Below are 13,285 nucleotides of genomic sequence, written 5' to 3' on the forward strand. Positions count from 1 at the left end.
TGCGGACCGGATGATTTCTGCAGACGATCTGATTGCGCTGGTCCGCAACTACAACCCTAAGACAAATGCAGACCGCATCGCCCGGGCTTATGAGTTCGGAAAGCAGATGCACGAAGGCCAGTTCCGCCATTCGGGAGAGCCTTATTTTACCCACCCCGTTGCCGTTGCCGCCATCCTGACCGAACAGCGTCTGGATGATGCAACGATCATCACCGCCCTTTTGCATGACACGATCGAAGACACCAAGGCCAATTACGGCAAAGTGTCCGATTTGTTCGGGGATGAGGTCGCTAAGCTGGTCGATGGGGTCACCAAGCTGACGAACCTGCAGCTTTCCAGCCGTGAAACCAAGCAGGCCGAAAACTTCCGCAAACTGTTCATGGCCATGTCCAAGGACCTGCGGGTTATTCTGGTCAAGCTGGCTGACCGCCTGCACAACATGCGCACGATCAAGGCGATGCGCCCCGAAAAGCAGGTGCAAAAGGCGCGCGAGACGATGGATATCTACGCACCGCTTGCAGGGCGCATGGGGATGCAATGGATGCGCGAGGAGCTGGAAGACCTCGCCTTCCGCGTTCTGAACCCCGAAGGCCGCCAGTCGATCATTCGCCGCTTCATTACATTGCAGCGTGAAACCGGTGATGTGATTCATCGCATCACGGGCGATATGCGGCGCGAGTTGGAAAAGGCCGGGATCGAAGCCGAGGTGTTTGGCCGCGCCAAGAAACCTTATTCGATTTGGCGCAAGATGCAGGAAAAGGATCAGGGCTTTTCGCGCCTGTCTGATATCTATGGATTCCGCATCATCACTCAGACCGAAGAAGATTGTTACCGGACGCTGGGCGCAATCCACCAACGCTGGCGCGCGGTGCCGGGGCGGTTCAAGGACTACATCAGCCAGCCGAAATCGAACGGGTACCGCTCGATCCATACAACCGTGTCGGGGCGCGACGGTAAACGGGTCGAGGTGCAGATTCGTACCCGTCAGATGCATGATGTGGCCGAAACAGGTGTGGCCGCGCATTGGTCTTATCGCGATGGTGTCCGCTCGGAAAACCCGTTTGCGGTCGATCCGGCGAAATGGATCGCCAACCTGACCGAACAGTTTGACAGCGAAGAGGATCACGAAGATTTCCTCGAGGCGGTCAAGTTGGAGATGTATTCCGACCAGGTGTTCTGCTTTACGCCCAAGGGCGACGTGGTCAAGCTGCCGCGCGGGGCAACGCCGATTGACTTTGCCTATGCAATCCACACCCGGATCGGGTCCGCCTGTGTTGGCGCCAAGGTGGACGGCATCAGGGTTCCGTTGTGGACACGGATCAAGAATGGGCAATCGGTGGATATTATCACCGCCGACGGGCAAACCCCGCAGGTCACATGGCTTGAGATCGCGGTGACCGGGAAGGCGAAAACCGCCATTCGCCGTGCGCTGCGCGAAGTGGACCGTGAACGGTTCATCAAGCTCGGCAAAGAGTTGGCGCGGTCCGGCTTTGATCACGTTGGGCGCAAGGCGACCGACAAAGCCTTGGATACGGCTGCCAAGCATCTTCGTTTGAAAGACCGCCACGAATTGCTGGCGCGGCTTGGCAGCGCGGAACTGACCGCCCATGATGTGGTCAGCGCGGTCTATCCGGAACTGACACAGGATGACGGCGACGCAATCCCGCTGCGCCGTGCTGTGATCGGTCTGGAACCGGGGCAGAAATTCGACCGCGCGCCTTGCTGTCAGCCTCTGCCGGGTGAGCGGATCGTGGGCATTACCTATCGCGGGAAAGGCGTTGTGGTCCACGCCATTGATTGCGATCGTCTGACCGAGTTTGAGGGCGAGCCCGACCGTTGGGTCGATCTGCACTGGCATACCGGAACGCACCCGGCTGTATATGGTGCAACCCTGGATCTGACCATTGGCAATGACGCCGGGGTACTGGGGCGTATTTGCACATTGATCGGCGAGAAAAAGGCCAATATTTCAAACTTGGAATTTGTCGACCGCAAGCCGGATTTTTACCGCTTGTTGATCAATGTCGAACTGCGGGATCTGGAGCAATTGCATTCGCTGATGCTGATGCTTGAGGCCGAAAGCGACGTTGCCGCGGTCGAACGCTACCGGGACAGGACCAAAACCGCCGTGGCGGCTGGCTAGGAAGGGGTGATCAGGAGTGGTTTTCAAGCGCCGAGATCGACGCTCGCCTGTCCAGATCGCATCCGAATTCGTCTATCCCCGAGGCGGATGGACGCGCGCTTTTCACTACGTCAAACATCGGGTCCGCCGTCTGCCGGATTCGCCTGAACGTATTGCGCGAGGGATTGGGGCAGGGGTCTTTGCCGCGTTCACACCTTTTTATGGGCTGCACTTCGTCGTGGCCGCGGTGTGCGCGCGTCTGATCAACGGCAACATTCTGGCTGCGCTCAGCGGGACATTCTTTGGTAACCCTTTGACTTATGTACCTATCGGAGTGGTTTGCCTGCAGACGGGCCATTTCCTGCTCGGGACCGAGTTTCAGGAAGGCGACACGCAGGGACTGATGGGAAAATTCGCCAATGCCCTGCGCGATCTGAAAGACAACCTGATCGCTATGTTCACCGACCGGGTCGCGGATTGGCACGGGCTTGGCATCTTCTATCGTGAGGTGTTCTACCCCTATCTGATTGGCGGAATTCTTCCGGGTCTTTTGGCCGCTGCGATTTGTTATTACCTCAGCCTGCCTTTGATCCGCACTTATCAGCAGCGCCGCCGCGACAAGATCAAGGCAAAGTTTGATGAAATCAAACGGCTGGCCGAAACCAAGGCTGCCGTTCCAGTTTCAAACGCACTAGGCTCGGCCAAAAGTTCGGAAAGGGAATCAGGCGATGTCTGAAAATCATTTGCGTCTGGGCGTGAACATCGACCACGTGGCGACCATTAGAAATGCGCGGGGCGGGGCCTACCCCGATCCAATGCGCGCCGCAAAACTGGCAGAGGAGGCTGGCGCAGACGGCATTACTGCCCATCTGCGCGAGGATCGCCGCCACATTGTCGACGCCGATATTGAAGCGTTGATGGATGCGCTGACCGTTCCGCTGAATTTTGAAATGGCCGCCACGCCCGAGATGCAGAAGATTGCCCTGCGCCACAAACCGCACGCCGTCTGTATCGTCCCCGAAAAGCGCGAGGAACGCACCACTGAAGGCGGGCTTGAGGTCGCGCGCGAGGAAAACAAGCTGGCGCATTTCATCGCTCCGCTACGGGACGTCGGCTGCCGCGTGTCCATCTTTATCGCCGCCGACCAACGCCAGATCGAGGCGGCCCATCGCATCGGTGCCGAAGTGATCGAACTGCACACCGGTGCATATTGCGACGCCTTTGCCGAGGGTCACATGGACGAGGCCAACCGTGAACTGGAAAGCCTGCGCGAGATGTCGGCTTTCGCCCATTCGCTGGGCCTTGAGGTCCACGCAGGCCACGGCCTGACCTATGACACAGTTAAACCCATCGCCGCCTTCCCCGAGGTGCGCGAGCTGAATATCGGTCATTTCCTGATCGGCGAAGCCATCTTTCGCGGCCTCACCCCCGCCATTGCCGAGATGCGCAGGTTGATGGATGAGGCGCGGAGCACTAGCTGAAACGGTGTCTCTACCGAGTGGCGGGAAGTTCGATGAACCATTGCGCCACTTGGTCCGCCCAATCGGCCTGTCGACCATGGCCGTGTGGCCCTAACGCCAACGTGACCGATCCCGCTTTACATTTGGTCCATCTTTTTTCCCAAGTTGATGAATATGTATCCACCGCATTTGCCATTTGGCCGCATTCATTGGTGCGTGTCAGAAGTTCGACAGACTTGAAAACACTTCCTTGTTCAAATTCATAACCGCCGAAAACCACGAACCTGCCTTCCAGCGGAACGGTGCGATCTGCGAATCCATGTGAATGATGCATATGCACCGGGCCGCTGCACCGACGCCACATCGGTTCCCAAAACGCGCCGGATGCGGATGCGTAGGCAGATGCAAAGTCGTGCGAATAACAGGCCTTGTCCCAGACCATTGAACCGCCACGGGAATACCCGGCAAGTAAAATTCTTGCTCCGTCCAGGCCAAAACGACCAACGGCGTCCGCTTTTATGTCATCAAGTGCCTTCAAATCATCTCGGGGCCAGCGGTGGCCATCGTGAACGCCCCAGTCCAGCACTTTGGGGTTACCGACATCTGCCTGTCCATTTGGAACGATGACCGCAATTCCCCTTTCAATGAAGGCGGTTGTGAGGTTGGGTCGTTTGACAGCCGAGTCGGCGGTGGCGGCATATCCATGCAGGTAGATTACGCTGGGGGCATTTTGCGGTACCTCTGGCAAGACGACCCTATAGGTGAGCTGCCCAACCTGGCATGGATTGCCCTCTTCTCCGCAGTCCTGATCTTGCGCCGTGGCGATGCTGGCCAACGGTAATATGACCGCCACAATTCCCCAGAGTAGTCTGTTGAGCATCTCCAAAGCCCTCTGCTCGGACAATTTGGTCAATGCTTATCATAAAATAGCGTTGACCCACCATCTGCTTGCCAAGCCAGTCAAATTACCGTTGATTGTCGCCATTGAAAATTTGAGAAACCAATGATCCTCGGCATCGGCACAGACCTCGCGAATATCGAACGTATCCAAGGCACACTTGACCGGTTCGGCGACCGGTTCCGCAACCGCGTCTTTACTGAGATTGAACAGCGCAAAGCCGAAAACCGCGCTGATACTGCGGGAACCTACGCCAAACGCTGGGCTGCGAAAGAAGCGTGCTCCAAGGCGCTGGGCACCGGTCTGCGTATGGGGATCGCGTGGAAGGATATGTCAGTCACCAATCTGAAAACCGGTCAACCGGTCATGCATGTGACGGGTTGGGCGGCAGAACGGCTGCGCGAGATGACACCCGAGGGCCACGAGGCAATCGTTCACGTCACGCTGACCGATGATCACCCCTGGGCCCAGGCCTTCGTAGTGATCGAGGCGCGCCCGCTTCAATAACGCAGCGCTCAGCCTTGACTAACCTTGCCGCGCCACGCATGTAGCACCCCAACAAACCAAGGACCGGAGAGCAGTATGGCCGAGGACGTCAAAACCGGAAATCCCGTGTGGGAGACGATCAAAACCATCGTCTACGCGCTGTTGATCGCAGGTGTTTTCCGCACGCTGTTCTTTCAGCCCTTCTGGATTCCGTCCGGCTCGATGAAACAGACCCTGCTGATCGGGGACTTCCTGTTCGTTAACAAGATGGCCTATGGGTATTCTTATGCGTCCTGTCCCAGCCTGATCATTCCCAGCGTTGGTCTGAATATAGACGCCGAAGAAATCTGTGGATGGATGCAGGGCGAGGATAACACGCGTATCTGGGGCGCTGAGCCAGAACGTGGCGATGTGATCGTGTTCCGCCATCCGGTCAACGGGCGCGACTATATCAAGCGCCTGATCGGTTTGCCGGGAGATCGTATTCAGATCCGCGAAGGGCAGATCATTCTGAATGGCACCCCGGTCCCGCAGAAGCCCGACGGGGTATTCACCGAAATCTCTGAACCTCAGGGATCGCAGGGGCTGAGACCACGTTGCGAAAACGGTCCGGTTGGCTTTGGCGGTCTTTGCGAAAAGTCCCGTGTGATTGAGACATTGCCCAATGGCGTGTCTTACGATGTGCTAAATATCGGCAATCAGGGATCGGACAATACCGGCATCTATACCGTGCCCGAGGGTGAATATTTCTTTATGGGCGACAACCGTGACAACTCCAGCGACAGCCGCCTGCCGGTATCGGCCGGGGGAGTTGGGTATGTCCCCTATGAAGACCTGATCGGTCGCGCCGACCGTATCATGTTCTCGTCCGCTGGCCGGTCTATGCTGTTCTTCTGGACTTGGCGGGGCGACCGGTTCTTTAAGGCGGTCAATTGAAGCTATCGGCTGAAATAAAAGCTTTTCAAAAGCGGTTGGGGTATGAGTTCTCGAACCCCGAACTTCTGGTGCGCGCGCTGACCCATGGATCAGTCTCGTCGCCGACACGACCAGATAATCAGCGGTTGGAGTTTCTGGGCGACCGGGTTTTGGGTCTGGTGATGGCAACGGCGCTTCTGGAAAGCGACAAGAAAGCGTCCGAAGGGCAGCTTGCCCCACGGTTCAACGCCCTTGTCCGAAAAGAGGCCTGTGCGGACGTAGCGCGGCAGATTGATCTGGGCGCGGTTTTGAAACTGGGCCGGTCCGAGATGCTGTCGGGCGGTCGTCGCAAACAGGCCCTGCTGGGGGACGCGATGGAAGCGGTTATTGCCGCAGTCTACCGCGATGCCGGTTTTGAGACAGCGGCCGAGGTTATCCTCAGGCTGTGGGGTGACCGGGTTTACAATGTCGAAGAGGATGCGCGCGACGCAAAAACCTCTTTGCAGGAATGGGCGCAGGCGCGGGGGCAGAAACCCCCGTCCTATGTGGAAATCAAGCGCAGCGGCCCGGATCACGCGCCGGTTTTCACCATCGCCGCCCGTCTTCAGGACGGAACCGAGGCGCAGGCAACGGCAGGATCAAAGCGTCAGGCAGAGCAGGCAGCTGCAAAAGCGCTGTTGGGCAGGCTGACCTGATCGCTAAGGTGCGGGCGGCAGTTTTCCCTGCTCTTGCAGCACCTTCAATATGCTCAGGATTGTATCCGGGCTGACGTCGAAAGACCCATCCAGCGCAACGCCAATCCCCCCGTCCCCAATCTCCACCGTGCCTCCGGCATCATAGCGCGGGTCAATGGATGAAAGTTCTGGCGGCAGCGATGGACAGATTGGGTTACGCTTTAGCAGGGCGTCAGCGGCCTTTTCGATGATGCTGCGGGCATCGTTCAAAACCCCCTGCTTTGTGTCGGCTTCAAGGATCGGGGTTTCAAGGGTTAACTCCAAACCGGCTAAATCAAAATACACGCACTGGTTTTGCACCTGAACAGACGCAGTGGCGGTAAATGTGATCGTATTCGCCGCTATGCTGTCCTGCCGTTTGGGAGGCTGCCCGAGTTGATGATCGCACCGGAAGGCCTCCATCTTGACGCGGCCTTCCACATTCACATCGCGCCCGAGGGCGGTCAGATCAAGGCTGTCCAATGTGACGTCGGCATTACACAAGTCGGACAATTCAGTGTTTCTTAGGCCCTGTATCAACGCGGCTTGGAGATCCCGCAAGTCCAGAAGGGCATCCACCGAAATACGGGTTGGTGAAACCTCTTTTAGCGTCAGGTTCAACTGGTACGGAATTTCAGTGCCATCCGATCCCAGGGTCCGCTCAAACCCGAGCTGGACGTCACGGGCATCCGCTGGTTGAAAGGCCAGACAAAAACTAAGAGCAAGGGCAGAGAACCACTTCATTCCACCACCTCGAACCCTTGCTTTTCCTGTAGCGCCGCGATTAGGTCCAACAGTGTTCCGGCACTGGTATCGATCGATCCGCTAAGCGCGGCACCAACGCCGCCGCTGCCGATTTCCCTGATCCCGCCAGAGGTAAAGCGCGGCTCCAACCCTTTCAATTCACTTGGAAGCTCTGGGCAAATGGGGTTTTCCGCCAGTACTTCGGCGCCTTTTTCAAGGATCAAGAGGCGGGCTTTTTCCGTCAGCCCGATCATGTCAGAGACAGTTCCGACAAACCCCTGCAAGTCCAATTCCACATCTTCCAGACGTAAGTGAAGACAGTTCCTTTCAACTGCGGCAGAAGCCTTGATCATGACATCCACATTCTGCCCGAACAGCAACACACCTCGGTAGTGCGTTTTGGGATCATCGGTGTCGCAGGCATAGAATTTGGCCTGAACCTGTCCATCCGCCACCAAGGCATCCGCCTGGGCTGACACCTGTGAAACAGCCAAAGCAAATTTTTGCTGGCAGGTTTCCTTCAGAACGCTTGAAAATAGCCACGGCGCGAGGTCCTGGAGCGAACGAAGATCCAAAAACGCGTCCAAACCCAACCGGGTTTCGCCTGCGTCTTTAAGGGAAACGAATAGGGTATAAGGAAGGTCCTTGTCTTTGACCTGCACGGTTTCGGCAATGCGAAACTTCACGGTCTCGGCATATGCCGGTTTAATGGCCGTAGATACCGAGCAAACCAGAACAGTGATCATTCCGGCAAACATGCTGCCCGTCCAATGCCTGATGCCGACGAAAGCTGAAAACACGTAGTCCACCTGTAATATGCAACTTTAGGCTAGCAGAGAATTTTGCACGCCGCTGGCCTTTTTTCGGGGAATGTGGGTAGCAAGTGGTCGCGGGGCGGCTGCGCATGGCTGTCTTGCAACAAATGCCTCTGGTCCATCGACTCTTTCTGATATAGGGGTGCGCACTTGCAAACAGGATCGCAGCACACATGACCACACGCGCCGGATTTATCGCTCTGATCGGAGAGCCTAACGCAGGCAAATCCACCCTTCTGAACCGGATGGTCGGGGCCAAGGTTTCGATCGTGACGCATAAGGTTCAGACCACGCGCGCCCGTATTCGTGGCGTCGCGATGGAAGGGGATGCGCAGCTTGTGTTTGTGGACACACCCGGCCTGTTCAAACCACGTCGCCGACTGGATCGCGCGATGGTTGCCGCCGCGTGGGGCGGGGCGGCGGATGCCGATGTCGTTGTTCTGATGGTCGAGGCGCATCGCGGCATCACCGAAGGGGTCGAACGTATCCTGGAAGGGCTGGAAGAGATCGGACAGGGCCGTACCATCGCGTTGGCGATCAACAAGATCGACAAGGTGCCCAGTGAAAAGCTGCTGGCGCTGACCAGCGACCTGAACGCGCGCTATCCATTTGCTGATACCTTCATGATTTCGGCCGAGAAAGGCCACGGCGTCGATGACCTGCGCAAATGGTTGGCGGCCGAATTGCCCGAGGGTCCGTGGCTCTATCCCGAAGACCAGATTGCCGATCTGCCGCTGCGGATGATCGCAGCCGAAATGACGCGCGAGAAATTGACCCTGCGGCTGCATCAGGAATTGCCCTATCAGCTCACGGTCGAGACCGAGAACTGGGAAGAGCGCAAGGATGGCTCTGCCAAGATAGATCAGGTCATCTATGTCATGCGCGATGGCCACAAAGGGATCGTTTTGGGCAAACGCGGCGAAACAATCAAAGCCGTCAGCCAAGCGGCCCGCGCCGAACTGGAAGAGTTTCTGGACCGCAAAATCCACCTGTTCCTGCAGGTAAAGGTCCGACCTAACTGGCTGGAAGAGTCCGAGCGCTATTCGGAAATGGGGCTGGATTTCAAAGACGGAAACGCATGACCCGTCTGACCGCAGATTTCTGGGTTCACGCCTATATCGCGCGGTTGCGGCTTCAGGATATCCCTGCATTTGTCGTGGCGCATGGCGACGACACGGCCGGTGCCGTCTTGGTCAAGATGAACACGCTGGATGGCCAGGCGGTGGCATACCAACGCAGCTTTGACCTGATGAGCGGTGAGCGTAAATGGGTGGAACTGTCCAGTGGTGCGGAGGCAGACGTGGACCAAGCCATACAGCGCCAACGCAGTTTCGATCCCGATCTTTGGGTGATCGAGGTTGAAGACCGGCAAGGGCGGCATCTTTTGGGTGAGGACGGGCTGGAGTGATGGTCCGGCGCAGCACGAAACAACTTGAGCCCAAACCCTAGCGCAAAACGCCAAGCCTTCGTAGCGCTGCGCATCTGATACCCTTGCACACTGCGCCGGCTTGGGATTTGCTGCGCTCAGTACAATCTGTCACGGGATCAAAACTTGGACTGGCGCGATCATGGCATCCTTCTGACCTCCCGCAGACATGGTGAGACCTCGGCGATCATCGAGGTCTTTACCGAAGTTCACGGCCGTCACGCCGGGGTTGTTCGGGGTGGGGCCAGCCGCAAGATTTCTCCGATCCTGCAACCGGGGGCGCAGTTGGATGTGCTCTGGCGGGCCCGGCTGGAAGAGCATCTGGGCACGTTTCAGGTTGAACCGCTGCGGTCTCGCGCCGCGGCGGCGTTTTCCGGTCGGCTGGCGCTGTCCGGGCTGAACGCGGTCGTGGCGTTGTTGTCCTTCAGCCTGCCCGAGCGTGAACCGCATCCGGGGATCTATAAGCAAACCGAACAATTGATGGACCTGTTGGGCCAAGATGAGATTTGGCCATTGGCTTATCTGCGTTGGGAACTGGCGTTGCTTGAGGAATTGGGCTTTGGCCTCGACTTTTCAGCCTGTGCCGTGACCGGCGCGACCGAGGGGTTGATTTTTGTCTCGCCGAAAACCGGCCGTGCGGTCAGCAAGCAAGGCGCAGGGGAATGGGCGGACAGGCTGTTGCCTTTGCCCTCCTGCCTGAAGGGCGAAGGCACTGCCCCGGATACAGAGATCGCGCAGGGTCTGCGGACCACAGGCTATTTTCTGGAGCATCATCTGGCCCCGTCACTCGGTCACAACCCACTGCCCGAAGCCCGGGCCCGTTTCATTGATCAATTCACTCGGCGGCTTTGAACACCATCTCATGCCCGTCGTCATTGCGCAGGATCAGGACATCGCCGGAGACTTCGGACTGGGTCATGGCCAATAGCGCCGCAAAGTAGAAGCCTTCGGCCTCAAGCCCGGCACATGCCGCGCGTGTGGCCGTCAAGTCGGCAATTTCGAACCAAGGGTAGGGTGCGTTCAGCGTACCGCTGTAGCTGTTGCAGGGGGCATTGCCCGCGATCTTGCCTTCTTCGGGGAAACTCAGCAGCGCGCTTGCCGGAAAGCGTTCACCATCGATTTCCTGCAGCACCCAAGTCTGATCCGCCGCGCCATAGGCAGCAACCGTTTCGTCCTTGTCGCATTGCAATAGCGCCAGCAGGGGGAAAGCAAAGACGAGGCGTATCATGCCGGTATCCTTATCAATACGGTATTGCGCCGTTCAACAGTTCTTCGCGAACCTCGCTACGAGGCCGCCAGTTATACCGCGTGTCTTCGCGCACTGGGGCCCAGAAAAGCGCCCCACTGTTCCGCCAAGGGTCGAGAATGACACCATCATACATTGAGGCACCTTTGGCGCTGATCAAGGCCGAGTGGTGGATGATACGAAACGACGTTGGCGGTGACGTGGCCCAATGCACGTCCAGTGTCCGAAAATCTTCCTGTCGCAGGCGTGTGGACATGGCTTCGGCCCAGTCGTTGCACAACCCTCGTTCCCGAAACCCGTTGATGACCTTTGCATTGTGAATGATCGCCGGGTCGGTAACATTCCAGTCCCGCGCCAATTGTTGCGAATATGTGTATGAAATGCGGGCAGCCCTTTGTGCCTCGGCAGGGTCGACACGCGGGTCGAGGTCCGTGATAGCCGCAGCAAGCGCGTCAATGTCGACTTGACCGGCGCTTGGTTGCGTGGTCGTGCAGCCGCCAAGCGCAAGGGTCAGGACGGTCGCGCAAAGTACCAATAAAGATCGGATCATTCTGATTTTCGCATTTGGAACTGTTTGTATGTTTTGGCTGCTCTATCGTCGTTTCGAGTGAATTTATAGAACGAACTGAAAGATTGACCAAAGGCCGTTTATCCCTTTTGACAAAAAAGACCCGGCGCGAACGCCGGGTCAAGTTGGGGAAACGGGGTTGCCGTAATCAGGTTAGCCCAGCAGACGCCGAGCGATCACTTGTGCCTGAATTTCGGCAGCCCCCTCAAAAATGTTTAGAATGCGTGCGTCACACAGAACGCGGCTGATCTTGTATTCCAATGCAAAGCCGTTGCCGCCATGAATTTGCAGCCCGTTGTCAGCGGCGGCCCAAGCAACACGAGCCCCCAACAGTTTGGCCATGCCAGCCTCAAGGTCGCAGCGCTGACCGTGGTCTTTTTCCCATGCGCTGAAATAGGTCAACTGACGCGCGATCATGATTTCAACAGCCATCATCGCCAGCTTGCCCGAGACACGCGGGAAATTAACCAGCGATTTGCCGAATTGCTTGCGATCCTGCGCATATTGCATGGCAATATCCAGCGCGCTTTGCGCCACGCCAATGGCCCGTGCGGCGGTTTGGATGCGGGCGGATTCGAAAGTCTCCATCAGTTGTTTGAAGCCTTTGCCCTCTTCGCCGCCCAGCAGGTTTTCACCTTTGACTTTGAAGCCGTCAAAACCCAGCTCGTATTCTTTCATGCCGCGATAGCCCAGAACCTCGATCTCACCGCCGGTCATGCCTTCGGTGGGGAAGGGGTTCTCATCTGTGCCCGGCGTTTTTTCGGCCAGGAACATCGACAAGCCACGGTGGTCTGTGGTGTCAGGGTTGGTGCGGGCCAGCAGGGTCATCACGTGGGTTCGTGCGGCATGGGTGATCCATGTCTTGTTTCCGGTGACTTCGTAATTTCCATCCTCGGTCTTGGTCGCGCGCGTGCGCAGGCTACCAAGGTCGGACCCGGTGTTGGGTTCGGTGAAAACAGCCGTGGGCAGGATCTCGGCGCTGGCGATTTTGGGCAGCCATTGGGCCTTTTGTTCGTCTGTGCCGCCGGCGATGATCAACTCGGCGGCAATCTCTGACCGAGTGCCCAGTGAGCCCACGCCGATATAGCCGCGCGACAGTTCCTCGGACACAACGCACATCGAGGCTTTGGACAGGCCAAATCCGCCGAATTCTTCGGGGATGGTCAGGCCAAAGACACCCATCTCAGCCAGTTCTTCAATGATCTCAATCGGGATCAGTTCATCCTTGAGGTGCCAGTCGTGCGCGTTCGGTTCGACTTTTTCCTGTGCGTAACGGCGGAACTGGTCGCGGATCATTTCCAGTTCTTCTTCCAAACCCGAAGCGCCAAACATGGTCGCACCGGCCTGATCCTCCATCAGGGCCACCAGACGTGTGCGGGCGGCCTGAGAGTTCGCCTGCGCCATCAGCGTCTGCACTTCGGAGCTTTGGAAGCCCGACAGCGCGTCCCAGCCAAGGCCCATATCCTGCAGGCGCACGACCTCACCCTGGTTCATCGGAATGCCGCCGGCGACCTGATGCAGATATTCGCCAAAGGCGATCTGGTGCAGCAATTGTTCGATTTCGCCAAATTTGCCATCGGCGTCCAACGCCTCGGCCCAGCGTTGCATTTGTTGCAGGGATTGCTGGTACGTCGCAAGCCATGCCAGCCCATGTGCTGCGGTTTGGTTCGCTTCGATCAACGCACCAGATACACGACCGTCCTTGGTTACCATTGCCCGGATCGACTCGCGCGCGCGTTCGAATACTGCCTCGACAGCAGGCACCGCCACGCGGGTCAAAGTCAAAAGGTCGGGCAATATCGCGGATGTTGTCATCTGGGTCATATCCTGTCCGTCATGGGCCATGAATCACGTCCTTTTCTGGGTCGTATGGTCTTACCATGCTGCACGTG

15 protein-coding genes are annotated in these 13,285 nt (G+C 57.6%); 9 read left to right on the forward strand and 6 right to left on the reverse strand.

The window, feature by feature from the left end:
• The first annotated feature begins 10 nt into the window (after positions 1–10).
• Genes RUESEDTHA_RS16500 through RUESEDTHA_RS16510 form a run of 3 tightly spaced genes read left to right on the forward strand, consistent with a single transcriptional unit; the run spans position 11 to position 3,603 of the window.
• Positions 11–2,143, forward strand: coding sequence for a bifunctional (p)ppGpp synthetase/guanosine-3',5'-bis(diphosphate) 3'-pyrophosphohydrolase (locus RUESEDTHA_RS16500; RefSeq protein ID WP_180887804.1), 2,133 nt, complete (start codon positions 11–13; stop codon positions 2,141–2,143).
• Positions 2,144–2,159: 16 nt separating this feature from the next.
• Positions 2,160–2,858: a DUF2062 domain-containing protein gene (locus tag RUESEDTHA_RS16505; protein ID WP_180887805.1), complete on the forward strand. Its 699-nt coding sequence runs from the start codon at positions 2,160–2,162 to the stop codon at positions 2,856–2,858.
• Entirely contained in the window at positions 2,851–3,603 is a 753-nt protein-coding gene (locus RUESEDTHA_RS16510) for a pyridoxine 5'-phosphate synthase (protein WP_180887806.1), read from the forward strand. Before RUESEDTHA_RS16505 ends, RUESEDTHA_RS16510 begins: the two co-directional genes overlap by 8 nt.
• A 10-nt stretch (positions 3,604–3,613) precedes the next feature.
• Here RUESEDTHA_RS16510 and RUESEDTHA_RS16515 read toward each other — a convergent pair whose 3' ends face one another.
• Entirely contained in the window at positions 3,614–4,462 is an 849-nt protein-coding gene (locus RUESEDTHA_RS16515; RefSeq protein WP_180887807.1) for a PHB depolymerase family esterase, read from the reverse strand.
• Positions 4,463–4,585: 123 nt separating this feature from the next.
• On the opposite strand from RUESEDTHA_RS16515, the gene acpS reads away from it, so the two are divergent.
• The 3 genes from acpS to rnc all read left to right on the forward strand — a co-directional run bounded on the left by acpS (position 4,586) and on the right by rnc (position 6,576).
• Positions 4,586–4,987, forward strand: a complete 402-nt coding sequence (gene acpS / locus RUESEDTHA_RS16520; protein ID WP_171125271.1) for a holo-ACP synthase — start codon at positions 4,586–4,588, stop codon at positions 4,985–4,987.
• 75 nt (positions 4,988–5,062) lie between these two features.
• Positions 5,063–5,902, forward strand: coding sequence for a signal peptidase I (lepB, locus tag RUESEDTHA_RS16525; RefSeq protein ID WP_180887808.1), 840 nt, complete (start codon positions 5,063–5,065; stop codon positions 5,900–5,902).
• A complete protein-coding gene (gene rnc / locus RUESEDTHA_RS16530; protein ID WP_180887809.1) occupies positions 5,899–6,576 on the forward strand; it encodes a ribonuclease III in 678 nt (225 codons plus the stop codon). Before lepB ends, rnc begins: the two co-directional genes overlap by 4 nt.
• Before the next feature lie 3 nt (positions 6,577–6,579).
• Here the strand turns inward: rnc and RUESEDTHA_RS16535 are convergent, their stop codons facing one another.
• Both RUESEDTHA_RS16535 and RUESEDTHA_RS16540 read right to left on the reverse strand, forming a co-directional pair.
• Complete coding sequence (locus RUESEDTHA_RS16535; protein WP_180887810.1) at positions 6,580–7,338, reverse strand: hypothetical protein; 759 nt, start codon at positions 7,336–7,338, stop codon at positions 6,580–6,582.
• Complete coding sequence (locus RUESEDTHA_RS16540; RefSeq protein WP_219635874.1) at positions 7,335–8,096, reverse strand: hypothetical protein; 762 nt, start codon at positions 8,094–8,096, stop codon at positions 7,335–7,337. Before RUESEDTHA_RS16540 ends, RUESEDTHA_RS16535 begins: the two co-directional genes overlap by 4 nt.
• Positions 8,097–8,326: 230 nt before the next feature.
• Here RUESEDTHA_RS16540 and era point away from each other — a divergent pair, with 230 nt between their 5' ends.
• From era to recO, 3 genes are all read left to right on the forward strand, one after another.
• Positions 8,327–9,235, forward strand: coding sequence for a GTPase Era (era, locus tag RUESEDTHA_RS16545; RefSeq protein ID WP_171126846.1), 909 nt, complete (start codon positions 8,327–8,329; stop codon positions 9,233–9,235).
• A complete protein-coding gene (locus RUESEDTHA_RS16550) occupies positions 9,232–9,561 on the forward strand; it encodes a DUF1491 family protein (protein ID WP_180887812.1) in 330 nt (109 codons plus the stop codon). The genes era and RUESEDTHA_RS16550 overlap by 4 nt, the downstream gene beginning before the upstream one ends.
• Positions 9,562–9,705: 144 nt before the next feature.
• Positions 9,706–10,431 (forward strand): DNA repair protein RecO, encoded by a 726-nt coding sequence (gene recO, locus RUESEDTHA_RS16555; protein ID WP_180887813.1) that lies wholly within the window; start codon positions 9,706–9,708, stop codon positions 10,429–10,431.
• On the opposite strand, the gene RUESEDTHA_RS16560 is transcribed toward recO, so the two are convergent.
• The 3 genes from RUESEDTHA_RS16560 to RUESEDTHA_RS16570 all read right to left on the reverse strand — a co-directional run bounded on the left by RUESEDTHA_RS16560 (position 10,415) and on the right by RUESEDTHA_RS16570 (position 13,238).
• Positions 10,415–10,807, reverse strand: a complete 393-nt coding sequence (locus RUESEDTHA_RS16560) for an META domain-containing protein (protein WP_171126842.1) — start codon at positions 10,805–10,807, stop codon at positions 10,415–10,417. The genes recO and RUESEDTHA_RS16560 overlap by 17 nt on opposite strands.
• A 13-nt stretch (positions 10,808–10,820) precedes the next feature.
• Positions 10,821–11,375 carry a hypothetical protein gene (locus tag RUESEDTHA_RS16565; protein ID WP_180887814.1) on the reverse strand — a complete coding sequence of 185 codons (555 nt, stop codon included), beginning with the start codon at positions 11,373–11,375 and terminating at the stop codon, positions 10,821–10,823.
• A 171-nt stretch (positions 11,376–11,546) separates the two neighbouring features.
• Positions 11,547–13,238, reverse strand: coding sequence for an acyl-CoA dehydrogenase family protein (locus RUESEDTHA_RS16570; protein WP_180887815.1), 1,692 nt, complete (start codon positions 13,236–13,238; stop codon positions 11,547–11,549).
• Positions 13,239–13,285 lie beyond the last annotated feature (47 nt).

This window comes from Ruegeria sp. THAF57 (assembly GCF_903914075.1).
Classification (GTDB): domain Bacteria; phylum Pseudomonadota; class Alphaproteobacteria; order Rhodobacterales; family Rhodobacteraceae; genus Ruegeria.

Bases quoted from the DNA above. Each gene is read 5' to 3' on its own strand.
- RUESEDTHA_RS16500 (WP_180887804.1), top strand. From the start codon at position 11: ATGATTTCTGCAGACGATCTGATTGCGCTGGTCCGCAACTACAACCCT.
- RUESEDTHA_RS16510 (WP_180887806.1), top strand. From the start codon at position 2,851: ATGTCTGAAAATCATTTGCGTCTGGGCGTGAACATCGACCACGTGGCG.
- RUESEDTHA_RS16515 (WP_180887807.1), bottom strand. From the start codon at position 4,462: ATGCTCAACAGACTACTCTGGGGAATTGTGGCGGTCATATTACCGTTG.
- acpS (WP_171125271.1), top strand. From the start codon at position 4,586: ATGATCCTCGGCATCGGCACAGACCTCGCGAATATCGAACGTATCCAA.
- lepB (WP_180887808.1), top strand. From the start codon at position 5,063: ATGGCCGAGGACGTCAAAACCGGAAATCCCGTGTGGGAGACGATCAAA.
- RUESEDTHA_RS16535 (WP_180887810.1), bottom strand. From the start codon at position 7,338: ATGAAGTGGTTCTCTGCCCTTGCTCTTAGTTTTTGTCTGGCCTTTCAA.
- RUESEDTHA_RS16540 (WP_219635874.1), bottom strand. From the start codon at position 8,096: ATGTTTGCCGGAATGATCACTGTTCTGGTTTGCTCGGTATCTACGGCC.
- era (WP_171126846.1), top strand. From the start codon at position 8,327: ATGACCACACGCGCCGGATTTATCGCTCTGATCGGAGAGCCTAACGCA.
- RUESEDTHA_RS16550 (WP_180887812.1), top strand. From the start codon at position 9,232: ATGACCCGTCTGACCGCAGATTTCTGGGTTCACGCCTATATCGCGCGG.
- RUESEDTHA_RS16560 (WP_171126842.1), bottom strand. From the start codon at position 10,807: ATGATACGCCTCGTCTTTGCTTTCCCCCTGCTGGCGCTATTGCAATGC.
- RUESEDTHA_RS16565 (WP_180887814.1), bottom strand. From the start codon at position 11,375: ATGATCCGATCTTTATTGGTACTTTGCGCGACCGTCCTGACCCTTGCG.
- RUESEDTHA_RS16570 (WP_180887815.1), bottom strand. From the start codon at position 13,238: ATGGCCCATGACGGACAGGATATGACCCAGATGACAACATCCGCGATA.